The 22,372-nt window shown below is 60.0% G+C and carries 22 protein-coding genes; 5 read left to right on the top strand and 17 right to left on the bottom strand.

The features are described from left to right. Nucleotides 1–62: 62 nt before the first annotated feature. Nucleotides 63–1,919: a phosphogluconate dehydratase gene (gene edd, locus BLL52_RS10400; protein WP_075586599.1), complete on the bottom strand. Its 1,857-nt coding sequence runs from the start codon at nt 1,917–1,919 to the stop codon at nt 63–65. 225 nt (nt 1,920–2,144) lie between these two features. Here edd and pdxH point away from each other — a divergent pair, with 225 nt between their 5' ends. Further along, nucleotides 2,145–2,798, top strand: a complete 654-nt coding sequence (pdxH, locus tag BLL52_RS10395; RefSeq protein WP_075586598.1) for a pyridoxamine 5'-phosphate oxidase — start codon at nt 2,145–2,147, stop codon at nt 2,796–2,798. Between the two features lie 29 nt (nt 2,799–2,827). On the opposite strand, the gene ppk2 is transcribed toward pdxH, so the two are convergent. From ppk2 to BLL52_RS10375, 4 genes are all read right to left on the bottom strand, one after another. Then, the gene (gene ppk2, locus BLL52_RS10390; RefSeq protein ID WP_075586597.1) at nt 2,828–3,634 is read right to left on the bottom strand and encodes a polyphosphate kinase 2; all 807 of its coding nucleotides are present in this window, start codon (nt 3,632–3,634) and stop codon (nt 2,828–2,830) included. 507 nt (nt 3,635–4,141) lie between these two features. Further along, nucleotides 4,142–5,092 carry an AEC family transporter gene (locus tag BLL52_RS10385; protein ID WP_075586596.1) on the bottom strand — a complete coding sequence of 317 codons (951 nt, stop codon included), beginning with the start codon at nt 5,090–5,092 and terminating at the stop codon, nt 4,142–4,144. A 129-nt stretch (nt 5,093–5,221) separates the two neighbouring features. Beyond that, nucleotides 5,222–5,365 (bottom strand): DUF3149 domain-containing protein, encoded by a 144-nt coding sequence (locus tag BLL52_RS19980; protein WP_083633893.1) that lies wholly within the window; start codon nt 5,363–5,365, stop codon nt 5,222–5,224. A gap of 148 nt (nt 5,366–5,513) precedes the next feature. Then, entirely contained in the window at nt 5,514–6,032 is a 519-nt protein-coding gene (locus BLL52_RS10375) for a Fur family transcriptional regulator (protein WP_075586595.1), read from the bottom strand. 101 nt (nt 6,033–6,133) lie between these two features. On the opposite strand from BLL52_RS10375, the gene BLL52_RS10370 reads away from it, so the two are divergent. Genes BLL52_RS10370 through BLL52_RS10355 form a run of 4 tightly spaced genes read left to right on the top strand, consistent with a single transcriptional unit; the run spans nt 6,134 to nt 9,088 of the window. After that, a complete protein-coding gene (locus BLL52_RS10370; protein WP_075586594.1) occupies nt 6,134–6,484 on the top strand; it encodes a hypothetical protein in 351 nt (116 codons plus the stop codon). Next, entirely contained in the window at nt 6,478–7,242 is a 765-nt protein-coding gene (aztA, locus tag BLL52_RS10365; RefSeq protein ID WP_075587184.1) for a zinc ABC transporter ATP-binding protein AztA, read from the top strand. Before BLL52_RS10370 ends, aztA begins: the two co-directional genes overlap by 7 nt. Beyond that, complete coding sequence (locus tag BLL52_RS10360) at nt 7,242–8,123, top strand: metal ABC transporter permease (RefSeq protein WP_075586593.1); 882 nt, start codon at nt 7,242–7,244, stop codon at nt 8,121–8,123. The genes aztA and BLL52_RS10360 overlap by 1 nt, the downstream gene beginning before the upstream one ends. A gap of 38 nt (nt 8,124–8,161) precedes the next feature. Further along, nucleotides 8,162–9,088: a metal ABC transporter solute-binding protein, Zn/Mn family gene (locus tag BLL52_RS10355; protein WP_075586592.1), complete on the top strand. Its 927-nt coding sequence runs from the start codon at nt 8,162–8,164 to the stop codon at nt 9,086–9,088. A gap of 564 nt (nt 9,089–9,652) precedes the next feature. On the opposite strand, the gene crtA is transcribed toward BLL52_RS10355, so the two are convergent. From crtA to BLL52_RS10290, 12 genes are all read right to left on the bottom strand, one after another. Continuing rightward, nucleotides 9,653–10,414, bottom strand: coding sequence for a spheroidene monooxygenase (gene crtA / locus BLL52_RS10345; protein ID WP_075586590.1), 762 nt, complete (start codon nt 10,412–10,414; stop codon nt 9,653–9,655). 172 nt (nt 10,415–10,586) lie between these two features. Then, nucleotides 10,587–11,450, bottom strand: coding sequence for an HDOD domain-containing protein (locus tag BLL52_RS10340; protein WP_075586589.1), 864 nt, complete (start codon nt 11,448–11,450; stop codon nt 10,587–10,589). Between the two features lie 12 nt (nt 11,451–11,462). Next, a complete protein-coding gene (msrA, locus tag BLL52_RS10335) occupies nt 11,463–12,005 on the bottom strand; it encodes a peptide-methionine (S)-S-oxide reductase MsrA (protein WP_075586588.1) in 543 nt (180 codons plus the stop codon). A gap of 91 nt (nt 12,006–12,096) precedes the next feature. Further along, complete coding sequence (ntrC, locus tag BLL52_RS10330) at nt 12,097–13,668, bottom strand: nitrogen regulation protein NR(I) (protein ID WP_075586587.1); 1,572 nt, start codon at nt 13,666–13,668, stop codon at nt 12,097–12,099. A 73-nt stretch (nt 13,669–13,741) separates the two neighbouring features. Beyond that, complete coding sequence (gene glnL, locus BLL52_RS10325) at nt 13,742–14,812, bottom strand: nitrogen regulation protein NR(II) (protein WP_075586586.1); 1,071 nt, start codon at nt 14,810–14,812, stop codon at nt 13,742–13,744. 15 nt (nt 14,813–14,827) lie between these two features. Continuing rightward, complete coding sequence (locus tag BLL52_RS10320) at nt 14,828–15,328, bottom strand: hypothetical protein (protein WP_075586585.1); 501 nt, start codon at nt 15,326–15,328, stop codon at nt 14,828–14,830. A gap of 158 nt (nt 15,329–15,486) precedes the next feature. Further along, complete coding sequence (glnA, locus tag BLL52_RS10315) at nt 15,487–16,902, bottom strand: type I glutamate--ammonia ligase (protein ID WP_075586584.1); 1,416 nt, start codon at nt 16,900–16,902, stop codon at nt 15,487–15,489. 220 nt (nt 16,903–17,122) lie between these two features. Next, a complete protein-coding gene (locus BLL52_RS10310) occupies nt 17,123–17,962 on the bottom strand; it encodes a competence/damage-inducible protein A (RefSeq protein ID WP_075586583.1) in 840 nt (279 codons plus the stop codon). Next, nucleotides 17,928–18,800, bottom strand: a complete 873-nt coding sequence (locus BLL52_RS10305) for an EI24 domain-containing protein (protein ID WP_083633892.1) — start codon at nt 18,798–18,800, stop codon at nt 17,928–17,930. Before BLL52_RS10305 ends, BLL52_RS10310 begins: the two co-directional genes overlap by 35 nt. Before the next feature lie 135 nt (nt 18,801–18,935). Next, complete coding sequence (locus tag BLL52_RS10300; protein ID WP_075586582.1) at nt 18,936–19,691, bottom strand: 16S rRNA pseudouridine(516) synthase; 756 nt, start codon at nt 19,689–19,691, stop codon at nt 18,936–18,938. A gap of 62 nt (nt 19,692–19,753) precedes the next feature. After that, nucleotides 19,754–20,941 (bottom strand): acetate/propionate family kinase, encoded by a 1,188-nt coding sequence (locus BLL52_RS10295; RefSeq protein ID WP_075586581.1) that lies wholly within the window; start codon nt 20,939–20,941, stop codon nt 19,754–19,756. Nucleotides 20,942–20,949: 8 nt separating this feature from the next. Then, complete coding sequence (locus tag BLL52_RS10290) at nt 20,950–22,371, bottom strand: bifunctional enoyl-CoA hydratase/phosphate acetyltransferase (protein ID WP_075586580.1); 1,422 nt, start codon at nt 22,369–22,371, stop codon at nt 20,950–20,952. Nucleotide 22,372 lies beyond the last annotated feature (1 nt).

Here is a 22,372-nt window from a genome sequence, read left to right as displayed (position 1 = left end):
AAGATAAAACGTTGTTGACTGTACAGCGATGCCGCGCAGGCTGGCCTGGCTTGGCGGCAGGCTCACAACCAGCTGCAGGCACCCTCTTCGGCGCTGCTGGCATTGCGGCGCATGCTGGCAAACAGCGCGCGGCCCATGCCCACGCCATTGGCAGCGCGCAGGCTCTCGGGCATGGTCACCGCTTCACGGGCCACCCAGACATCATCCGGCACCAGCACCTGCAGCGTGCCTGCCGGGGCGTCCAGCCGGATCACATCACCATCACGCACACGGGCCAGTGGGCCGCCTGCCGACGCTTCGGGTGAGACATGAATGGCTGCGGGCACTTTGCCGGAGGCACCGCTCATGCGTCCATCGGTCACCAGCGCCACGTTGAAACCCTTGCCTTGCAGCACCGCCAGCGGTGGGGTGAGCTTATGCAGCTCGGGCATGCCGTTGGCTTGTGGGCCCTGCCAGCGCACCACACAGACCACGTCGCGATTGAGCTCGTTGGCGGAAAATGCCTTATGTAGCGCATCCTGCGAGTCAAACACCCGGCAAGGTGCCTCGATCACATGTCGGTCATCGGGCACGGCCGAGATCTTGATGACGCTACGCCCCAGGTTGCCCAGCAGCAGTTTCAGGCCACCGCTGACGCTGAACGGGTTGCTGGCCGGACGCACCACCGCTTCATCTTTGCTAGCACCTACCGCTTGCCAGACAAGGGCTTGAGGCACTTTTCCCTCTAACTTTTCTACCGCAATGCCACGCGGTTCGGCCGCTTCAGGCTTGCAGGTGTATTCGCGTAAACCACCGGCACGCACGGTGAGCACATCGGCGTGCATGAAGCCGCCATCAAGCAGCTCGCGGATCACAAAGCCTGGCCCACCGGCGGCCTGAAACTGGTTCACATCCGCACTGCCATTCGGGTAGACCCGTGTCAGCAGCGGCACCACGTCTGAGAGTGCCGAGAAATCGCTCCAGTCAATCAAAATGCCCGCCGCGCGTGCCACCGCTACCCAGTGGATCAGGTGGTTGGTCGAGCCGCCGGTGGCCAGCAAGGCCACCATGGCGTTGACGATGCAGCGCTCGTCCACCAGTAGCCCGATCGGCGGGCACTTGAAGTCGGCAGAGCCCAGCACGGTGCGCAAGGCTTCACGGGTCAGCTCGTCGCGGATGGCGGCGCCGGGGTTGATGAACGCGGTGCCGGGCACATGCAACCCCATGGCTTCGAGCAACATCTGGTTGCTGTTGGCGGTGCCGTAAAAGGTGCAGGTGCCTTCGCCGTGGTAGGCCGCCGACTCTGCGGCCAGCAGCTCTTCACGCCCGACCAGACCTTGCGCCGCAAGCTCGCGCACCTTGGCCTTGTCATTGTTCGACAAGCCGGTGGTCATAGGTCCGCCTGGCACAAACACCGTGGGCAAATGACCAAACTGCAGCGCCCCAATCAAGAGGCCGGGCACGATCTTGTCGCACACGCCGAGCATCAGCGCACCCTCAAACACATCGTGACTAAGCGCTACTGCCGTGCCCATGGCAATCACATCACGCGAAAACAGGCTCAGTTCCATACCCGGTTGCCCCTGGGTCACACCGTCACACATGGCAGGCACGCCACCGGCCACCTGCACGGTGGCGCCATGCTTGCGCGCCTCGCTCTTGATCAGATCCGGGTAATGCCCCAGCGGCGCATGGGCGGACAGCATGTCGTTGTAAGCGGTGACGATGCCGATATTGGGCGCTTTCTCGGCCACCACCCGCAGCTTGTCGTTGGCCGGCATGGCGGCAAAGGCATGCGCCACATTGGCGCAACCCAAGCGCTGCGCGCCCGGTGGGCGGGCAGCGTCGGCGTGCAGCTGCGCCAAATAGGCGGCGCGTGTGGGCTGACTGCGCTCGATGATGCGCTGGGTGACGGCGTGAACGGTGGTATTGAGTTTCATGATTTCCTAAATTTTATGTAACTAAGTTACATCATCTTAACGCAGGCGACTTAAGCTTAGCCCGCGTCCGGCTACAAAGGACGCCAGCCGTTGTAGACGTCAGAACACGCCGATCCAATGAACTGGCGACATGGCAAACCTGCATCACGCGGCATCACGCGGCATCCGACCCACCCCTAACCAGCACCAGCGGGCTGGCTTGTGCGCTCTCTTTATACTGCCCATATGACCCAACTTGCCAATTTACGCAAAAGCTACGAGCGTGCCGAACTCAGCGAAGACGCCTCGCGTGCCGACCCACTGAAACAATTCCAACAATGGCTCAACGAGGCGATGACCGCCCAGGTTCCTGAGCCCAACGCGATGACACTGGCCACCGTGGGCAGCAACCTGCGCCCGAGCACCCGGGTGGTGTTGATCAAGGGCTTGGATGCGCGCGGCATCGTCTGGTACACCAATTACGAATCGCAGAAAGGCCTGGAGTTGGCCGGCAACCCGTATGCCGCGCTGCAATTCCATTGGGTAGAGCTGGAGCGCGTGGTGCGCATTGAAGGTGTGGTGGAAAAAGTCAGCGTCGCCGAGAGCGAGGCCTACTTTCACAGCCGCCCGCTGGACAGCCGCATCGGCGCCTGGGCCAGCCCGCAAAGCCAGGTGATCAGCGGCCGCGGCGTGCTGGTGGCCAACGCGGCGCGCTACGGTGCGCAGTTTTTGCTGCAACCGCCACGCCCACCGCACTGGGGCGGTTACCGCCTCAAGCCAGACACCTGGCAGTTCTGGCAAGGGCGTAAAAGCCGCTTGCATGACAGGCTGAAATATAGCCTGCAGCCCAATCAGGACAAGGGTGAACCACTATGGATTCGAGAGCGCTTGGCACCCTGAACTAACGGCTGGGGCGCTGCGGCCTTGGGTCAGATCGGTTTCAGCTTGGTGCCAAACTGTTCTTTCAGCGGTGCGTGGCCCAGCGGTGGAAACTCGAACGCAGGCACGGGCACTTGTCGCTCGGGAATCTGGTCCAGCAAGTGGCGGATCAGCATCAGGCGGCCTAGGCGCTGGTCGTTGAAGTCCACCAGCACCCAGGGTGCCTCGTGTTGATGCGTGGCTTGGAACATGGCGTCACGCGCAAGGCCGTATTGCGCGTATTTTTCACGCGCCTGCAGATCAATCGGGCTGAGTTTCCAGCGCTTGAGCGGGTCTGACAGGCGCTCGGCAAAGCGCTCTTCCTGCTTCTCCTGGTCCACCGTCAGCCAATACTTGAAAAGCAGCAAGCCGTCGGCCACCAACTGCTGCTCGAACACCGGTGCCTGCTTTAAAAACGCCTGCGTCTGCTGCGGGGTGCAAAAACCCATGACGGTTTCAACACCGGCGCGGTTGTACCAGCTGCGGTCAAAAAACACCATCTCCCCTGCGGCGGGCAGATGCGTCACATAACGCTGGAAATACCACTGCGTGGCCTCGCGCTCGCTGGGCTTGGCCAGCGCCACAGTGCGGCACTGGCGCGGGTTGAGGGTTTCCGACAAGGCGGCAATCACCCCGCCCTTCCCAGCGGTGTCACGCCCTTCAAAGATCACCACCAGCCGTTTGCCCGTGTGCTGCAACCAGCGCGCCACATCGTTGAGCTCATGCTGCATTGGCTCAAGACGATCTTCATAATCGCTCTTGCTCAATTTGCCAGACTTTTCAGACTTGTTGGACTTGTCGTTTTTGGGTTTGCTCATCAGTAAATACTATCACCTGATGACTCATTAGCAGCGGGCTGGCTCGCTTCTTTGAATGAGGCTGCAACAACGAACGGGTAGCCAGCCAGCTTAACGATCAGCCTGCTGAATTTTCAGAACACCAGCCCATCAAGAGTCATTGAAGACGGGTGGTAGAGTTTGCGGGCGCAGGCAAGATTCGCGTGGCGCGACAGATTGCGCACCAACGCCAATAGCGAGACACAGCAAGTAGCACACCTCAAGCCGTGACCCACGAGCAGGCCGGAGAACGCAAGCCCCGCCACCCGCCTTAGCGCACGCCATGCACCGTGCCAGCAATACCTCGACCACCTCACCCTCCGACAAGCCTCTTACAAGTCAAATAGGCCTCCAGCCCTTACACAGCAAGCGCGAGCAGCTATTAATATTCAACCTAAGTACTGGGAAGCTGGCAATCCCCCGTGACAAATTGAACTTGTGAAGCGTTGGAAATCATCCCAGCCACCGGCTCCCACTTAGCCGCCAGAGTCACCCCAGCCAGTCCACCAGCGCCATCACCAGCGACACGGTCAACAGCCCGAGCACGGTCGACACCGCCATGCTGGCGGTCACCAGCGCCTGCGCCACCTCATAGCGCTGGGCAAATAAAAACACATTGGCGCCCATCGGCAGTGCGGCGGTGACGATCATCACTGTCAGCGGCAGCCCGGTCATGCCAAAAGCCAAGCCCAGGCCAGCCATCAGCGTCGGCAGGGCCATATTTTTCAGCAGGCTGATGCCCAGTGCGCTGCCCAGGTGAGCACCGACCCGCACCTGCGTCAGCATTGCCCCCACCAGCACCAGCGCCACCGGCCCAAAGGCACTGCCCAGCAGGTGCAGGGGGCGGTCCACCACCTCGGGAAGAACCCACCCGGTCTGCGCGAACAGCAAGCCGATGATGATCGGCAGCGGCACCGGGTGAATGATGCCTGCCTTCATGGCCGACAGCACAGTCAGCACCATGTGCCGCGCGCCGCCCCGACCCGCCAAACGCTCCTCACGCGCGCTGACCATTTCCAGCACCAAGGTGGCAATGGACAGCAGCACCAAGGAATGCACCGAGACCAAGGTAAACAGCGTAACCAAACCCGCCTGCCCGTAGGCCAGACCAACCAGCGGGATGCCGATCATCACCGTATTGCTGAAGGTGGCGGCCAGCGCCAGCACGGCGGCACGGCGGTTCAAACCCTGCCAGGCCATCAGGCTGGCAAACAGCAAGAGCGCCGCCACAAAGTACATGGCCACCGGCTTGAAGTTGAGCTGCTCCACATGTACCGTGCTCATGGTGCGAAACAGCAGCGCTGGCGCGAGCACCATGAAGACCAGGTTTGACAGGTCTTTGGTGGCCTCAGCCCTGATGAATCTTGCTTTTCCAGCTATGAAACCAATAGCAATTAGAAATACCACCGGAAACAAGGCAGAAACAACAGGGTTCGTCATCGGGCAGGCGCGGTTGGATTAGGCAGGTGGCTTAGAAAACACAAAAACCACCTTCGCTCAAACAAAGGTGGTTCTTAGTGATACAGGAAGACCATCACGGGCAGTCTGCCCGCTGGTCAGGTGCAGGGGTTACTTGCCAGGCTCGTCGCTGGTTTCGGCCATTTTCCTTCTCAACACCACGTAGGCATAGGCCAAGCCGCCCACCATCATGAGGATGCCAATCAGGCTCATGATGCCGTAGTCGGTAGAAATAAGGTCTTGAAATGCTTTCATATTGCGGGTCCTTGAAGTTCAACTGGTCAATGAATACGGCTTTAGAGTGCAACTATGCACCAACCTGGCCCCATTAAACCTGACATGAATCAACTCTGGCAGATATTCATGGCAGCAGGCGCGCGCGTCTGGCGGCGCTATTTGTGGATCATGTGTCCGCCTTGGCTTGTGCGGCGGCGCTGGCAGCGCAGTCAGCACACACGCCGCGCACCGCCAAATCCAGGCTCAGGCCTTCGTAACCCAGCGCCTTGAGCGTCTGCAAGGCGTTTTGCGCAGCCGCTTCCAGGTCCAGCGCGTTGCCCTGCAACTCGCCGGTCAGCGGGCTGTCGCGGTGACAGGTTTGGCACTCAAAATGCGGCATGGCTTTGACGCTCTCTGGCATCGCCTGGTAACGGCGCACCCGGTTGGCATCGACCCGGCACAACAGCAGACTCACCTGCGTCAGCCGGTCGATCAGGCGATACAGGGTGACGCGGTCCAGCGTGAGGCCGTCATCAGGTTCGGCACCTTGCAAGGCTGCGAGTAACTGCGCGTGGGTGTAACTGGTGTCGACGTGCGCCAAAAACCAACTCAGCACCAACCGCGCCGTGGCGGTGCGACGCAGACCGTGTGCCGACAACAAGGCATCGATCGGCTCAAGTTGCGCTGGGTTTGCAGGATTGACCATGGGGATGTACCGCCTTGAAATAACTTTTAATCGCAATCCAGTTGCGTTAAGAATTTGATGCAACTGGATTGCGATAAACTATAACGCAATTGAGTTGCAACATGAACAAACCCCACCTCACACCCAAGCCAGCGCCCAGCGCAGCCGTGCACACGCCTGTGGAAACAGCGCATGCGGGTCACAGGTATGGCGGACACATACACGACGAAGACAGCCATAACGAACACAGCCGCGGCGCACCCGGATACGACTCACATAGCCAAAGTCACCCTACGCACGCAGCGCATGCCCTTGCAGAAGGCACGTCAGCCAACCCGGCCCTGCTAAATGCGCCGCTCATCACCAGCGTGCTGGGCTGGCCGGCCTGGCTGCGGGTGCTGGCGGTGTTGCCGGTGCTGCTGCTGCTGTGGCTGGCCGTGGCCTGGGCCAGCGCCGAGGTGACACCATGGTAAAGCTGGACAACCTGACGGTAAGCTACCGCCAGCACCCGGCGCTGCACCACATCAGTGGAGAATTTGCGCGCGGCTCGCTCACGGCGGTGATCGGGCCCAATGGCTCGGGAAAAAGTACCCTGCTCAAAAGTGTGATGGGCCTGCTGCGCCCGGAGGGTGGGCGGGTCAGCGTGCAGGTGCCCAGCGCGCGCATCGCGTATCTGGCGCAGCTCACCGAGATTGACCGGAGTTTTCCGCTGTCGGTGCAAGACTGCGTGCTGCTGGGCTGCTGGAGCGCGGTGGGCGCCTGGGGCCGGGTCACGCCCGCGCTGCTACAGCGGGTGCAGGCGGCGGTGGTGGGCGTGGGTCTGGCAGGCTTTGAGCAGCGCAGCGTGGGCTCGCTGTCCAGCGGGCAACTGCAGCGGGTGCTGTTTGCCCGGCTGATGGTGCAAGAGGCCGATCTGATCCTGCTGGATGAGCCTTTCAACGCCATGGACAGCCGCACCACCGAGGCACTGCTGGCACTTATCCACCGCTGGCACGCCGAGGGCCGCACGGTGATGGCTGTGCTGCATGACGACGAGCAGGTGCGCCAGCACTTTCCCCAAACCGTGCTGCTGGCACGCGAGCTGGTGGCCTGGGGTGACACCGCTAGCGCGCTGTCCCAACCCAATTTGCGGCGTGCCCGTGCCCTTTCCGAAGCTTGGGACGACAACGCCGACATCTGCCACATCGGCGAGGCACCTGCCCCGGCACCTGCGCTCAGGCGCGCCGCATGATGAGCGCCATGGCCGCCCTTTGGGACACGTTGGTTGGCCCATTCGCAGAATTCGCCTTCATGCGCCGCGCGCTGGTGGCCACGCTGGCGCTGTCGCTGAGTGCCGCGCCGCTGGGCGTGTTTTTGACGCTACGACGCATGAGCCTGCTGGGCGACGCGCTCAGCCATGCGGTGCTGCCGGGTGTGGCGGTGGGCTTCATGCTGTTTGGCCTGTCGCTGCCGGCCATGGCGCTGGGCGGCGTGGTGGCCGGACTGCTGGTCGCCGGCATTGCCGGTATGGTCAGCCGTGCCACCAGCCTGAAAGAAGACGCCAGCCTGGCCGCGCTGTACCTAGTGGCGCTGGCCCTTGGGGTGGCGCTTATCTCACGCCAGGGCAGCCAGCTGGACCTGCTGCATATCTTGTTCGGCAGTGCGCTGGGGGTAGATGCCCCCGGGCTGCTGATGGTGGCCGCAGTGTCCAGCGTGAGCCTGCTGGTGCTGGCCGCAGGCTACCGCGGGCTGGTGCTAGAGACCTTTGACCCGGTGTTCATGCGCGCCTCCGGTAGCCGGGGCTGGATCTGGCAGCAAGGCTTTCTGGTGCTGGTGGTGCTGAATCTGGTGGCCGGTTTTCAGACCCTGGGCACGTTGATGGCGGTTGGCCTGATGATGCTGCCCGCCGTCTCAGCCCGGCTCTGGCACGACCACTTAAGCGCCCAACTCATCAACGCCAGCGCCCAGGCGGTGGTGGCCAGCATGGCGGGCCTGCTGCTGTCTTACCACCTGAACACACCCAGCGGACCCACCATCATTGGCTGCGCCGGGGTGCTGTATGCACTGTCGCTGCTGGTGTCGCCCGGTGGCTGGCTGCCCCGCCTGATGATGCGCCCGCATCGCGTCGGCTAACTTTTTTTGTCCCAACCTCACCTGAAAGGTATCTTTTAATGAAACGTTTAACCCTGAAATGGCTGGCCTGCGCCGTCCTGACCACGCCACTGCTGCTGCCCACGGCCAGCCACGCGGCCGAGCCGCTGCCGGTGGTGGCCAGCTTCAGCATCCTCGGTGACCTGGTGAAAGTGGTGGGCGGCGATCGCGTCACGGTCACCACGCTGGTCGGTGTGGATGCCGATGCCCACGCCTTCGAGCCCACCCCAGCCGATGCCAAGATCATTCTGGGTGCGCGCCTGTTGGTGCTCAACGGCCTGCACTTTGAGCCGTGGGCGCAGAAGCTGGCCAAGTCAGCCGGTTACACAGGTGCCACCCTGATCGCCAGCGACGGCATTGCTACCCGTGCGTTGCCGCAAGAAGCTGGCCACGGTCACGGCCACGATCACGGCAACACCGACCCGCACGCCTGGCAAGATCCGCGCAATGTGATGGTGTATGTAAAAAATATCGCCAAATCGCTCTCCAGCCTTGACGCAGCAGGCGCTGACAGCTATCAACGTAATAGCGAATCCTACCTGAAGGAACTGCAAGCGCTGGACGCCTTTGCGCAAGCCCAATTTGCCGCTGTGCCCGCAGCGCAGCGCCAGGTGATCACCTCACACGATGCGTTCGGCTACCTGGGGGCACGCTACCAGATCAAGTTTCTGGCGCCAAAAGGCATCCATCCCGACGGCGAACCCAGCGCCAAAGAGGTGGCGCAACTCATTCGCCAGATCAAAAAGGACAAGATCCGCGCGGTATTTGTGGAAAACATGAGCAACCCGCAACTGCTGGCGCAAATTACCAAGGACACCGACGTCACCCTCGGCCCCAAACTGTATGTGGACGCTTTGTCTGGCCCGACCGAGCCGGGCAGCAGCTATCTGTTGATGATGCGCCACAACGTGACGCAACTGGTGGCGGGGATGAAGCTGAACCATTGAGCCAGGACGCTCAAGGTTTTGAGGTTTGGGCGTTACCGGCTTCGCAAATCCGCCGAAATCTGGCGGCAAGAAACCGCAGTCTGCCAAGGCTGTAAGCGCAAAACTGCAGCGCTTACAGTCACGTCCAAACGTCGGGTTCCTACGCCGCTTCAAGGGTACGCTTCGCCGGGCTCACGCCCGCCCTTGACCCAGCTACGGAACGGCGATTTCCGTGCCCGTTTTTCCCCTCCGCCAGATTTAGGCGCTTTTTGGTAGCCGTTCACAGTTCGGGTTCTAAGCTTTGAATTCAAGGTGAAACACAGCCGTCATTGCGAACAAAGTGAAGCGATCCATGGTGGAGCAACGCGTGAGTTGCCACGTCGCCACGCGCCTCGCAATGACGAGGGTTTGCATGCTCTGGGGCGGTTGAATCAACCATCCGAGTTCGGCGGTTTGGGTGGCAACGCGCACCACCCAGCCACACCATCCACTATTTAATTAATAGCTGCCTACGCTTTATCCATAAGGGCTAGAGGCCTAAAAAGCTTATAAAACCCTCAGTGATTCGGCAACACTCAAAAAGGCTCAAGCAGGTTCAAGCTCCCTGGCCACTTGGGCCGTTTTGACAGGCGCCGCCTTGGCCAGCCCAGCCAGCGGGTCTTTGCCCTGCCAGCTCCCCTCGCTGCCCAGCAACCTGAAGCGGGCAAAGAAATACTCCACCAGCCACTTTTCGGAAAACGCGGACTTGATGGCATTGCCGTGATAGGTGTTTCCGCGCGCAAAGGCCGACATGCTCTCACCGTTGGGCCAGATGGAAAACGTCATCTGATAAATCAGCGGCAACTCGCCCATGCCGATCTTGAACACCACATTGGGGTCTGATCCCACCATCTGCGAGATATTGGGCACCCGGCGCCAGAAACGGGTGGCCGCACCCAGCTTCACCTGCGCACGCGTCAACGCAACGATCGGGCCCTCTGGCGTGGCGTTGGACTCGTATTTTTCTGAAGTAAACGGCACCTTGCCCCCCCACATACCTTTGGAGGCGATGGGGTTCAAATAAACCGTCCAGTGCTCATCGGACTTGGCACGCCATTTTTTGAACAGCGGCTCATCTGCCAGATGCCGGCGCGCCGTGGCCTCATCCGGCCAGACGGTGAAGATGCCCCAGACGGCAGTATTTGGCTTGGGCGTGAAGCCCTCGCCAGTGCCTGAGCCCAGCAGTTTGTAGAACTGCAGGTCGGGCATGCGCGACAAAGGGGCGCGCGCATAGGCCATCTGGCCAATCACCCACAGTCGGTCCAGGGGAGCGTCAAAATGAAAAATGCTGAGGCAAACAGTGGTCATGGCGAGCTTTCGGTGGCAGGGTCGAACCCGATCTTACGGGCGCGATGGGTGGATGAACAAGTTGGCTGGCAGAGGGTGCAGGCAGAGCAGTCCAGCCGCTCGATTCTAGAACTGCTGTGGGTTGATACAGGTCAATTAATCCAGTCAACACTGCGTCCGGCAGCAGGCTCCTTCAGTCAAACATAGCCTCCAGACCTGCGGTCAGTTCGCCCAGTGGCGGCAATACTGGCTGGGGGCTATCTAGCTGCGCCAGGGCCGCCAGCGCAGGCGTCCAAGTGGGCTGCAGGTGCAGCCGCTGCCCGACCTCGCCAGGGTAACTGGCCACCTGCTCGGCGTCGCTCCAGCCCAGCACCTCGGCGCGGGCGCGCCAGGCAGCCAGATGCACCAGCGCTGAAGCTTCCAGAAATTCAGGCGCCGCCAGCGGCCGCGCAATGTGCCGCAGCGCCTCGGTCAGCGGTAGCGGAAGTTTCCAGGCCAAAGCCAGTTCGGCGGACACATCACCGTAATTGAAGCCAAAAATCTGCTGCTCAAGCTGCGCACGGCCAGGGTCCAACACATTCATTTGCTGGTCCAAAGGGACCATGGCTTGCGGCATGATGGCGTGCATTTGCAGCTGCCCAATGGCGTGCAGCAAGGCCAGCGTAAAGACCCTGTCAGCACTGACATCGGTGCGTTGGGCTAGCCAGCGTGCAACACAGGCGGTATACAGGTTGTAGCGCCAAAACTGTGGCAGATCGATGCCGATGGTGCTGCGAAACGCACCCGCCACGCTGCTGCCCAGCACCAGGTTGCGAGCCATCACCATACCCAGCATCTGCAGCGCCGCATCAACCGTGCCAATGGTGCGCGAGACCTGAAAGTAAGCCGAATTGGCCAGTTTGAGCAGCTTAGCGCTCAAGGCGGGGTCAGCCGCCAATTGATGGCCGATCTCGGTCACCGAGACATCATCGGAGCCAAAGCTGGCGATAAGCTGCTGGGTCACCTTGGATATGGTGGGCAGCTTGCTGGGTTCATCAATTAGGCTTTTGAGGTCCATGGGTCACCTTCTCTAATCCATCGCCAACTGGGCAAACGTTTTTTTGAACTTGGCCACCTTGGGCGCCGCCACCGCCACACAGTAGCCCTGGTACGGGTTGCGCGCAAAGAAATCCTGATGCTCGTCTTCGGCTGGCGAATAGTTGCTCAGGGGCAGCACCTCGGTGACGATGGGTCGGCGGTAGACGCCACTGGCAGCCAGCTCACTGATCACCTGCTGCGCCACTTGCTGCTGATCCGGGCTGCAGACATATATTGCGCTGCGGTATTGCGTGCCCCGGTCATTGCCTTGCGCGTTGAGCGTGGTGGGGTCATGGATGACAAAGAATATTTCCAGAATCTCATGCAGGCTGATCTGGGCGGGATCAAACACCAGTTTGACCACCTCGGTATGCCCAGTGCGGCCAGTGCAGACCTGCTCGTAGCTGGGCCGCTCGACCCGACCGTTGCAGTAGCCGGACTCCACATCCATGATGCCTTTGACCTTGACGTAAACCGCCTCAGTGCACCAAAAACAACCGCCGCCCAGCGTGATGGTTTGATGTTGTGTCGTCATGCAATGCTCCGTTTGGGTGAATGGTGACTAGCTTCATTGTGCACACATCCGCAGAAACCCCAAAAGCACCTGTACCGCAGCGCCCCAGCGGCTACTCCAGGCCCAGTTCCTGAATCTTGCGGGTAATGGTGTTGCGCCCGATACCCAGTTTTTGCGCCGCTTCAATCCGCCGCCCACGCGTGCTGGCCAAGGCCGCCAGGATGAGGCGCGCCTCGAACCGGCGACTCAGCTCATCCCACACATCGCAACGATCGGTGGCCAGCAGGGCATGGGCATTGGCTTCCAGGCCCAACTCCCAGTCAGACGGCTTGGTGAGCGCTGCCATGGCCTCACCCACACGCAACTCGACGTCATCCAGATGGGCACTTGTGAGCGAAGGGGCTTGGCTGGCACCATGATTCCCACTCAACTTGGCGACCACTTCTGCCAGACCGGCAGGAAAAGCTTGGGCTATCTCGCTCGCACGGCTGATGGGCACGGGCGCAGGCCGGTTGACACCCTGGGCCACCTCCACCTCAGGCGGCAAATCCTTGGGCTCAATCAACTGTGCTGGCGCCATCACGGTCAACCAGTGGCAAATGTTCTCAAGCTGGCGCACGTTGCCGGGAAAGCCAAATTCGCTCAAGTCCGCCAGCGCTGCCTCGGAAATCCGCTTCGGGTCCACGCCAAGTTGCGCAGCACTTTGCTGCAAAAAGTGCCGGGTCAGCGCCGGAATATCTTCGCGGCGCTCGCGCAACGCGGGCAGGCGTAGGCGAATCACGTTCAGGCGGTGAAACAGGTCTTCGCGGAACATGCCGTCCTTGACGCGCTGCTCCAGATTCTGGTGCGTAGCGGCAATCACCCTCACATTGGTCTTGACCGCGCTGTGCCCGCCGACTCGGTAAAAGTGCCCGTCCGACAACACGCGCAGCAAGCGGGTTTGCAAATCAAATGGCATGTCACCAATTTCGTCGAGGAACAGCGTGCCGCCGTCGGCCTGCTCAAAACGTCCGCGGCGCATGGTTTGTGCCCCGGTGAAGGCGCCGCGCTCATGGCCAAACAACTCCGACTCCAGCAGATCTTTCGGGATTGCTGCGGTATTGATAGCAATAAATGGCCCATTGGCGCGGGGTGAGTGCTTGTGGAGTGCTTTGGCCACCAGCTCTTTGCCAGAACCGGATTCACCGGTGATCATCACCGTGACATGGCTCTGGCTCAGCCGGCCAATGGCCCGAAACACATCCTGCATGGCGGGCGCCTGGCCGAGCATTTCAGGCGCGTCGGCAAGGTGTTCTTCCGCCACTTCCTCACGCTGGCTTTCTTCCACTGCGCGGCGAATCAGCGCCACTGCTTTGGGCAGATCAAAAGGCTTGGGCAGGTAATCAAACGCGCCACCCTGAAAGGCCGACACCGCGCTGTCCAGATCAGAGTAAGCGGTCATGATGATGACTGGCAGGCCGGGCAGCTTGGCATTGACTTTTTCCAGCAGGTCCAGCCCGGAGCCACCGGGCATGCGGATGTCGCTGACCAGCACCTGCGGACCGCAGTCGTTCTCGTCGTGGAGTGCGGTCAACACGTCGCGCGCGTTGGTGAAACTGCGGGTCGGCAGGTTGTCACGCAGCAGCGCCTTTTCAAGCACGAAGCGGATCGACTGGTCATCGTCAACAATCCAGATGGGCTTCATCGTGTGGTCACCTCGTTAAGTACCTCAGGTTTGGGCCGGGTAAAGCCCACCTTGCGGCGCGCCGTTCTGCAGCTCAGGGTAGAGGAATCAGTAATTTGAAATCCGTCAGTCCGGGCAGGCTGTCACACTCGATCAGACCTTGATGTTGCTGGACAAAGGTTTGCGCCAATGTCAGCCCCAGTCCGGACCCCCCGTCCCGTCCGGACACCAGCGGGTAAAAAATGCGCTCCTTGATCGCGTCTGGCACGCCAGGCCCGTTGTCGATCACATGCAATTCCAGTGCCAACCGGTAGCGCTGTTTGCCAAAGGTGATTTGACGTGCCACGCGCGTTCGAAAAGTGATGCGCGCATCGCCCTGGATGATGCGCTCACAGAGTGCCTGACAGGCGTTCTGGGCGATGTTGAGCAATGCCTGGATGAGTTGCTCACGATCGCCGCGAAATTCAGGAATCGACGAGTCGTAGTCCTGCACCACCTGCAGACCCTGGGGAAACTCGGCCATGATCAGTGAGCGCACCCGCGCACAGACCTCATGAATATTCACATCCCCGACCACATGCGCTTTGCGGTGAGGCGCCAGCAACCGGTCTACCAGTGACTGCAGGCGGTCTGCCTCGTGAATGATGACCTGGGTGTATTCGTGGAGGTCGGGCGGGGCCAGTTCCATCTCCAGCAACTGTGCCGCTCCGCGAATACCCCCGAGTGGGTTCTTGATCTCGTGTGCCAGGTTACGGATGAGTTCCTTATTGGCCAGCGCCTGCTCGGCCAGTCGTTCCTCGCGGTCTTGCCGCGCCTGCTGCTCCAGCGGCAGCAGTTCCACAATGATCTCCGGGCCTTCGTTCAAGGTCACGATCACATGCACCGGCAGGGCGTCGCGATTGACACGCAACAACGCAGCGTCGTAACGCAGGGCCGAAAAGTCATTACCACCCACACCTTTCAGGATGGTTCGCAAATACTCAGGCTGGGTAAAGCAATCCGGAAAGTGCGCCCCCACCATGATGCGCCGCGACATGCCCAGTGCATCCTCCATGGCGGCATTCACAAACAAAATGATGCCATCGCTGCGCACAACGGCGACCAGCGTGGCCAGCAAATCAAAAGCCTTGTAACGCTCGGCGTTCGTGAGGGCGGCTCCGTTCATAAGAAAAAGGTGAACCTATTGGGGCCTAGCGGCGGCAGGCAGGCGATCAATCTCGCGCCGAATGCCCGCTATGTCACTCTCGGTGCGCGCTAGGCTGGCCTTGAGTTCAGCCACACGGTCCAGATACTTCTGATAGTTGCGGGTTTCCGGGCCCAACTTGTCGGGCTCGCCATTCTTGTATTCCCGTTTGAGCTCTTCCAGGCGGGCCTGGGCATTGTTTAGCTCTTCTTGCAGAATCCGGCGCATATCGGAGTCGCGTGCCTTTTGTTGCGCGGTATCCACTCGCGGCATTTTGCTGACTGAGTCGGCGTTCGGCTTCGGCGTTGACGACTTGGGGACAGCCGTGCCCTGAACCACCGTGACATTACCGTCCTCCACCAGTTTGCAGCCTTTGCTGGAGCGCGCATCGGGCTTGGTATTGGTGTATTCGTTGCCACAACGGTAAATCGCGTCTTGCGCCCAGCTTGGTGCAGCGACTGCCCCCACCAACGCCATCAGCAGCCACAGGTGTTTCATAGGAATTTCACTTTATCAATCGTATCCAGACATGGTGCACAACCAAACCTTGGCCGCTCACCCCATCGTCATAGTTTCCCATAATAAAAAAGGACGGCACCGGCCGTCCTTTTTTTGAGCGAGGGTGTCATGGCTGACCACCCAGGCTACTTGCCCGATCAGAGCGAGTAATACATTTCAAACTCGATCGGGTGGGTGGCCATACGCAGGCGCGTGACTTCACCCATCTTCAGCTCAATGAAGGCATCCAGCATGCTGTCGGTGAACACGCCACCCTTGGTCAGGAAGGCGCGGTCTGCGTCTAGGCATTCCAAAGCCTGATCCAGGCTGTGGCAAACGGTCGGGATCAATGCGTTTTCTTCGGGCGGCAGGTGGTAAAGATCCTTGGTGGCGGCTTCGCCTGGGTGGATCTTGTTTTCAATGCCGTCCAAACCAGCCATCATCAAAGCGGAGAAGCCCAGGTACGGGTTCATCAGCGGATCAGGGAAGCGCGCTTCAATGCGGCGGCCTTTGGGATTTGCCACAAATGGAATCCGGATGGAGGCAGAACGGTTCTTGGCAGAGTAAGCCAGTTTCACTGGCGCCTCAAAGCCAGGGACCAAACGCTTGTAGCTGTTGGTACCCGGGTTGGTGATAGCGTTCAGTGCGCGTGCGTGCTTGATGATGCCGCCGATGTAGTACAGGGCAACATCACTCAAGCCTGCATAACCGTCACCGGCAAACAGGTTTTTGCCATCTTTCCAGATGGACTGGTGCACGTGCATACCGCTACCGTTGTCACCAACGATGGGCTTGGGCATGAAGGTGGCGGTTTTGCCATAGGCGTTGGCCACATTCTGGATCACGTACTTCATGACTTGGGTCCAGTCAGCGCGCTCTACCAACGTGCTGAATTTGGTACCAATTTCGTTTTGACCAGCGCCCGCCACTTCGTGGTGGAACACTTCGACCGGGATGCCGAGAGATTCGAGGATCAACGACATTTCGGCGCGCATGTCTTGCGTGCTGTCAATTGGGGGCACCGGGAAGTAGCCACCCTTCACGGTAGGACGGTGGCCGCGGTTGCCGCCTTCGAGCTTGGCACCACTGTTCCAGGGGGCTTCGTATTCTTCGATCTTGAAGAAGGTGCCCGACATGTCGGTATTCCAGCGAACGTTATCGAAGATGAAAAATTCTGGTTCAGGACCGAAGAAGGCGGTGTCGCCAATACCGGAGGCTTTCAAATAGGCTTCAGCGCGGCGGGCGATTGAGCGCGGATCGCGGTCGTAGGCCTTGCCATCACTTGGCTCAACCACATCGCAGCTGAGAAACAGGGTGGTTTCTTCAAAGAAAGGGTCAATGTTGGCGGTGTTGGGATCCGGCATGAGTTGCATGTCCGACGCTTCAATACCCTTCCAACCCGCGATAGAAGAACCGTCAAAGGCATGGCCTGAGGTGAACTTGTCTTCATCAAAATGCGAAACAGGCACGGTCACGTGCTGTTCTTGGCCACGGGTATCGGTGAAACGGAAGTCAACGAACTTGACTTCATTGTCTTTCACCATCTTCATGACATCTGCGACGGTCTTGGCCATCAAATACTCCTGGTTGCTGTTGAAAAAGGGTCTGAGGAAACGAATGCAGTTTTTATGCCAGTCCAGAGGGCAACGAAGCAATCGGGACAAGTCCGCTATTTTGCACTGTCTTTGAACAAAGCTTTCGAGACTTCAAGCGCAAAACACGGCGACTTCGCGCACATTTTTAACGCCGCCCGCACCAAACCAGTGCACTTTTCTTGCGCCATAAACGAAAGACTCAGGTGCGCACCAATTCGGGGCCTAGCTTGAGATCAAAAAGCGCCAAACCAGCCATCAAAGCGGCATAAGCGGATGCGACCAACTCAGGGGCGCCTTTGACGCCCAATTCAATGTGTCGGCCCCATTGCGAGTGATCTACGCTGGGCAAGCTGAACACCTTGATACCGGGATGCTGTTGCTCTAGGCGCTCCATCAATGGCGTCAGCGTAACCTCCATAGCGCCCATCACAATCACTGAGCGCTCCAGCCAGGCCTGCGTCTGAAACAAGTGGGCGTACTGCGTGTCCAGCACCCACTCGATCATGGGCCAAGCCATCACCGGAAAGCCCGGCAGAAAATGCACCTGCGCCACGCTGAAACCTGGAATTTTGTTGTACGGGTTGGGAATCACCCGGGCGCCGAGAGGAAAAACGCCCATGTTGAGGCGATGCAAATTCTCAACAGCAGTAGCGTCATAGACCTTGCCCTGCTCCAGCGCCATGTCCTGCATGCGCTGCTTGATCAGTTCCTTGGCCTGCGGGTGCAACGCCAGCGCAACGCCCAAGGCACGCGCTGCACACTGGCGGGTATGGTCGTCCGGCGTGGCGCCGACACCCCCGGTCGAAAACACCACATCACCGGATTCAAAAGCGCGCTTGAGCACAGCCGTGATGCGCTCAGGATCATCGCCCACATACTCGGCATGGTCCAGGGCCAAGCCGCGTGCCTTGAGCAGTTCAATCACTTTGGACAGGTGCTTATCAGCACGTTTGCCAGACAAGATCTCATCGCCAACGATGATCAGGCGAAAACCGGGACGTAGATCAGAGGTCGAAAGGGGGGTGGAGTCGGGCGTCATGATCCGATGGTAACGCGTGGATGACAGGCGGTTTGAGCTCTTGCCGCTCATCCCGCAGAGCCTGCAACGCTGCCAGACAATAGTGCGCAAACCACGCAGAAGACAAGGCGAAAACCCAGGTGTAGAGCCAGATACCCAACGGCACCAACACCACAAAAGCTGCAGCAAACAGCACGCCAGAAGCCCAGATAACACTCGGCGCGGCACCCAGATAGCCGCAAAACACCCCAATGCCCAACAGCCTGAGCCGGTGCCGACGAAACAATTCCCGCCGCTCCTCATGGCTGGCGTGGGATGCGAGTGCGTCAAACGCCATCACACGGTAAGTGAGCCAACCCCATATCAGCGGCGGCAGCACCAAAATCAACGGAGGAATAAACCAAAGAGGTATCGAAATCACCAAAGCCAGCAGTGCCAACAGCGTGGAGAACAGCGCCCAGATCAAGCCCAGCGCCAAGGAACCGCCCTCCCTGCGCTGCAGCGCCGGAAAACGCTTGGCAGCAACCATCGATGTTAGCGCCGGGGTCATGAGCAGCGCCACGGATAGCAGTGAGAGCACTACCACCGCGGGCATGACCGCAAAAATCACGATCAGCGGCGCCAAAAACGCGGTGACGCCACTCAGCCCCATCGTCTGCATCCACCCAGAAACCAGACTGACGATGCTGGAAGCCTCCAGACTGGCCCGCACCCAGGCTAGGCTGGCATCCCAATACAGGCTACCCAGCAGGTAAGACAGCACCGCCGTCAGCAACAGCGGTGCCAAAGACAGCAGCATCACGCGGGGCCGAAGGCAATCCAGCATGGCGCGCCAGAACGAATCTAAGAGCAAAGTCATAGCATAAGCATACCCGAGGGCTTTACCCGCCTCGCCAGCCAGCCGGGTGCATCAGCGGATGAATGGCCGATTGCACGGCCGACGACATGGTTAGTGACCAGCGACCAAAAGCAGGTTGATCCAAGGCCTGCCAGTTCAGCACGCTGCGGGCTGCTGGATCAGCGTCAGGTCGGCCGCATCGAGCCAGTGCCACTGGCCGGGCAGCAAGGCATCGGGCAAACGCAGGCCGCCTATTTGCGAGCGGTGCAAACCCTCCACCCGGTTGCTGACCGCCGCCAGCATGCGTTTGACCTGGTGGTATTTGCCCTCGGTGAGCGTCAAGCGAAGGTGGCATTCGGACACAGCCTCACAGGCCGCTGCACGCACCGGCTTGGGGTCATCATCCAGTACAACGCCAGCCAGCAGCTGGCTCACCTGACGCTCATCGAGCGGATGTTTGACGGTGACTTCATACACCTTGGGCACATGGTGGCGCGGCGAGCTCATGCGGTGAATGAACTGGCCGTCATCGGTCAGCAGCAGCATGCCGGTGGTGTCCTGGTCGAGCCTTCCAACGGCCTGCACACCCTGCACCGCCCCTTTTTGCGGTCGCTGGCGCAGCGGTGCTGGCAGCAGGGTGTAGATGCTGGGGTAGGTTGAAGGCTTTTGTGAACACTCGGTGGCAGCGGGCTTGTTCAGCAGGATGTAGGCTTTTTCGGCATAGGGCCAGTCTGTTCCATGAACCCTGAAGCGCAAACCAGGCGCTTCAAATTCCATAGCTGCTTGCGCAATGGTGACAAGGGCTAGAGGCTCATTTTCCTTAAAAACCTGCACCTTACCCTGCTGCACCAAACCGGCGCACACCCGCCGCGTACCAAAGCCCTGAGTGTAGAGAATGTCTTGTAGTTGCATGCACGCAGTATCGCAAAGCCGGGGTTGATGGCCACGGCGAACGCGCCTCTTCTTGACCAGCGCTACAGCGCGGCGATCAATTGCGCCGCCTCGCGCGCGGCCACCACGCCTTCATCAGTGGGTACCACCCAAACCTCGACCGCACTGGCAGCCACATGAATGGCCATGACTTCGCTACCGGTGGCCCGAGCGTTCAATTCAGGGTCAATCAGCACACCCAAATACGCCAGCTTTTGCCCGACCTCAGCGCGCAGCGTCAGGTCATGCTCACCAATCCCGCCGCTGAAGGCCAGCACGTCCAGACCCTGCATGCAAGCCGTCAGCGCACCACTTTCACGCACCACGCGGTAAGTGAAGGCATCAATCGCCAGTTTGGCGGCTGCAGAACCATCGGCACGCAGTCGCCGCATATCAGCCGAAATACCCGACATGCCCAGCAGTCCGCTTTGCTTGTATAGCAGCTTTTGCAGGCGATCATGGTCCCATCCATGCTCCAGCAAATAGAGCAACACCCCCGGGTCCAACGAGCCTGTGCGCGAGCCCATCATCAAGCCCTCAAGCGCTGAAAACCCCATGGTGGTGGCGCAACTCTGCCCACCTCGTGCGGCACATAGGCTGGCACCGTTGCCAAGATGGGCCATCAGGGTCCGGCCCTTGGCACGGTCTGAATATTCCAACAGGGCACCCATCACATACTGGTACGACAACCCATGAAAACCGTAGCGGCGCAAGCCCTGCTGGTAAAGCGACTCGGGCAAGGCAAAACGGTATTCCACCTCGGGCAGCGTGGCATGGAAAGCCGTGTCAAAGCAGGCGATTTGCGGAATGCCCACAAAAGCCTCACGAAAGGCACGAATACCCTCCAAGTTGTGTGGCTGGTGCAGCGGTGCCAAAGAATTGAACTGCGACAACTGGTCCAGCGCCTCGTCGGTCACCAGCATGCTGGCGCGGTAAACGGAGGCACCATGCACCACCCGGTGGCTGACCGCGCTAAGGGTGGGCACGCCGGGTAGCTGCGCCAGCAAGTCACGCAGACTCAACAAGGCTTGGGCAAAGACGCTTTCTCCGGTGACATTCAACACCCGCTTTTCCTTCTGCCCCTGGTAGCTCCAACTCATCTGTGGTGCGCCATCGGGCTCCAGCCCTTCAATCAGGCCAGACAGTATTTGCGACTGAACCGCGCCGCTAACCATGGGATACAAAGAAAACTTGAGCGAGGACGAGCCCGCATTCACCGAAAGAATGGCCATGAAAACTCCTACCAAGCGGCTCGAGGTTGGCTGCGGCGCGCATTGTGCGCAGCCAGCAAGCCCAAAAGTGCGGAAGCTACCCGGTTGGCCGGGGCTTCAGCGCGGCTGGTCAAGGCAATCGGCACGCGCGCACCTACCACCAGCCCGGAACCACTCGCTCCGGCCAGATATTCCAGTTGCTTGGCGAGCATATTGCCGCTTTCCAGATCAGGCACCGCCAGAATATCGGCATGCCCAGCCACGGGCGAGGTAATGTGTTTGATCTGCGCCGCGTGCATCGAAATGGCGTTGTCAAAGGCCAGCGGGCCGTCCAGCACGCCGCCGGTGATTTGCCCGCGGTCGGCCATTTTGCACAACGCAGCCGCATCGATCGTCGATGGAATATTTGGATTGACCGTTTCCACCGCAGACAAAATAGCCACCTTGGGCGTGGCCACGCCCATGACGCGGGCGAAATCAATGGCGTTTTGAATAATGTCGACTTTTTCCTGCAGAGTGGGCCGAATGTTCAGCGCAGCATCGGTGATCAGCAGGGGCTTGTGGTAAAGCGGCACGTCGAAACGGAAAACATGCGACATGCGCCGGCCGGTGCGCAACACGGCTTTGGACAATACCGCTTGAATCAACTCGTCGGTGTGCAGGCTGCCTTTCATGAGCATCTCTACATTGCCCGTGGCGGCCAACTCTGCTGCGGTCTCGGCAGCAGCGTGGCTGTGCGGCTGGTTGATGATCTCGGCACCCGTCAGGTCAATGCCCGCCTCCTCGGCCACATGGCGAATGCGCACCTCCGGGCCAATCAACACCGGCACGATCAGGCCGTAACGGGCTGAATCCATGGCCCCACTCAAGGAACCTTCATCACAGGGGTGCACCACAGCGCAGCGCACCGCCTCAAGCTTGTCCCCCATCGCCAGCAGATGCTTGAAGCGCACCTGCGGGTCATACAACTGAATCTGCGGTGCTGCAACACGCGGCAAGCGCACCTTGATCGTCGGTGCCAACACGCGGGCAGTGCCACTGAGTACGCAAGTACCCTTCTGATTGATCACCTGGCAATCGAGCTCAAGACTGTGGTTGTCTGCATTTTTCGACGTCACCGTGACCGTCACCGTGAGTGTGTCACCCACCCGGACCGGTTTTGCAAAATGCAGCGCCTGGTCCTGGTAAATCGTGCCAGGGCCGGGAAACTGCGTTCCCAGCAAGGCTGAAATGAGCGCGCCACTCCACATTCCGTGCGCAATCACACCGTGAAAGAGCGTGTCATTGGCGTACTCAGGATCCATGTGGGCGGGGTTGGTATCGCCCGACACCGCAGCGAAAGCCCGAATGTCTTCCAACTTGAGCACGCGCAATAAACGTGCGCTTTGACCAATGCTAATTTCGTCGAAAACATAGTTTTCAATCAGTTCCTGATCTGGAGCGTGATTCATA

Origin of the sequence: Rhodoferax antarcticus ANT.BR (assembly GCF_001938565.1) — a bacterium.
GTDB classification, from domain to species: Bacteria; Pseudomonadota; Gammaproteobacteria; order Burkholderiales; family Burkholderiaceae_C; genus Rhodoferax; species Rhodoferax antarcticus.
This window is presented reverse-complemented; position numbering and strand designations above follow the sequence as displayed.

What these genes read in the sequence shown, in the direction of transcription:
- BLL52_RS10320 (WP_075586585.1), bottom strand. Translation starts at nt 15,328, where the DNA reads ATGAAACACCTGTGGCTGCTGATGGCGTTGGTGGGGGCAGTCGCTGCA.
- BLL52_RS10340 (WP_075586589.1), bottom strand. Translation starts at nt 11,450, where the DNA reads ATGGACCTCAAAAGCCTAATTGATGAACCCAGCAAGCTGCCCACCATA.
- BLL52_RS10300 (WP_075586582.1), bottom strand. Translation starts at nt 19,691, where the DNA reads ATGCAACTACAAGACATTCTCTACACTCAGGGCTTTGGTACGCGGCGG.
- ppk2 (WP_075586597.1), bottom strand. Translation starts at nt 3,634, where the DNA reads ATGAGCAAACCCAAAAACGACAAGTCCAACAAGTCTGAAAAGTCTGGC.
- BLL52_RS10310 (WP_075586583.1), bottom strand. Translation starts at nt 17,962, where the DNA reads ATGACGCCCGACTCCACCCCCCTTTCGACCTCTGATCTACGTCCCGGT.
- pdxH (WP_075586598.1), top strand. Translation starts at nt 2,145, where the DNA reads ATGACCCAACTTGCCAATTTACGCAAAAGCTACGAGCGTGCCGAACTC.
- BLL52_RS10385 (WP_075586596.1), bottom strand. Translation starts at nt 5,092, where the DNA reads ATGACGAACCCTGTTGTTTCTGCCTTGTTTCCGGTGGTATTTCTAATT.
- glnA (WP_075586584.1), bottom strand. Translation starts at nt 16,902, where the DNA reads ATGGCCAAGACCGTCGCAGATGTCATGAAGATGGTGAAAGACAATGAA.
- glnL (WP_075586586.1), bottom strand. Translation starts at nt 14,812, where the DNA reads ATGAACGGAGCCGCCCTCACGAACGCCGAGCGTTACAAGGCTTTTGAT.
- BLL52_RS10375 (WP_075586595.1), bottom strand. Translation starts at nt 6,032, where the DNA reads ATGGTCAATCCTGCAAACCCAGCGCAACTTGAGCCGATCGATGCCTTG.
- BLL52_RS10360 (WP_075586593.1), top strand. Translation starts at nt 7,242, where the DNA reads ATGAGCGCCATGGCCGCCCTTTGGGACACGTTGGTTGGCCCATTCGCA.
- crtA (WP_075586590.1), bottom strand. Translation starts at nt 10,414, where the DNA reads ATGACCACTGTTTGCCTCAGCATTTTTCATTTTGACGCTCCCCTGGAC.
- BLL52_RS19980 (WP_083633893.1), bottom strand. Translation starts at nt 5,365, where the DNA reads ATGAAAGCATTTCAAGACCTTATTTCTACCGACTACGGCATCATGAGC.
- BLL52_RS10295 (WP_075586581.1), bottom strand. Translation starts at nt 20,941, where the DNA reads ATGGCCATTCTTTCGGTGAATGCGGGCTCGTCCTCGCTCAAGTTTTCT.
- edd (WP_075586599.1), bottom strand. Translation starts at nt 1,919, where the DNA reads ATGAAACTCAATACCACCGTTCACGCCGTCACCCAGCGCATCATCGAG.
- BLL52_RS10370 (WP_075586594.1), top strand. Translation starts at nt 6,134, where the DNA reads ATGAACAAACCCCACCTCACACCCAAGCCAGCGCCCAGCGCAGCCGTG.
- BLL52_RS10355 (WP_075586592.1), top strand. Translation starts at nt 8,162, where the DNA reads ATGAAACGTTTAACCCTGAAATGGCTGGCCTGCGCCGTCCTGACCACG.
- aztA (WP_075587184.1), top strand. Translation starts at nt 6,478, where the DNA reads ATGGTAAAGCTGGACAACCTGACGGTAAGCTACCGCCAGCACCCGGCG.
- msrA (WP_075586588.1), bottom strand. Translation starts at nt 12,005, where the DNA reads ATGACGACACAACATCAAACCATCACGCTGGGCGGCGGTTGTTTTTGG.
- ntrC (WP_075586587.1), bottom strand. Translation starts at nt 13,668, where the DNA reads ATGAAGCCCATCTGGATTGTTGACGATGACCAGTCGATCCGCTTCGTG.
- BLL52_RS10305 (WP_083633892.1), bottom strand. Translation starts at nt 18,800, where the DNA reads ATGACTTTGCTCTTAGATTCGTTCTGGCGCGCCATGCTGGATTGCCTT.
- BLL52_RS10290 (WP_075586580.1), bottom strand. Translation starts at nt 22,371, where the DNA reads ATGAATCACGCTCCAGATCAGGAACTGATTGAAAACTATGTTTTCGAC.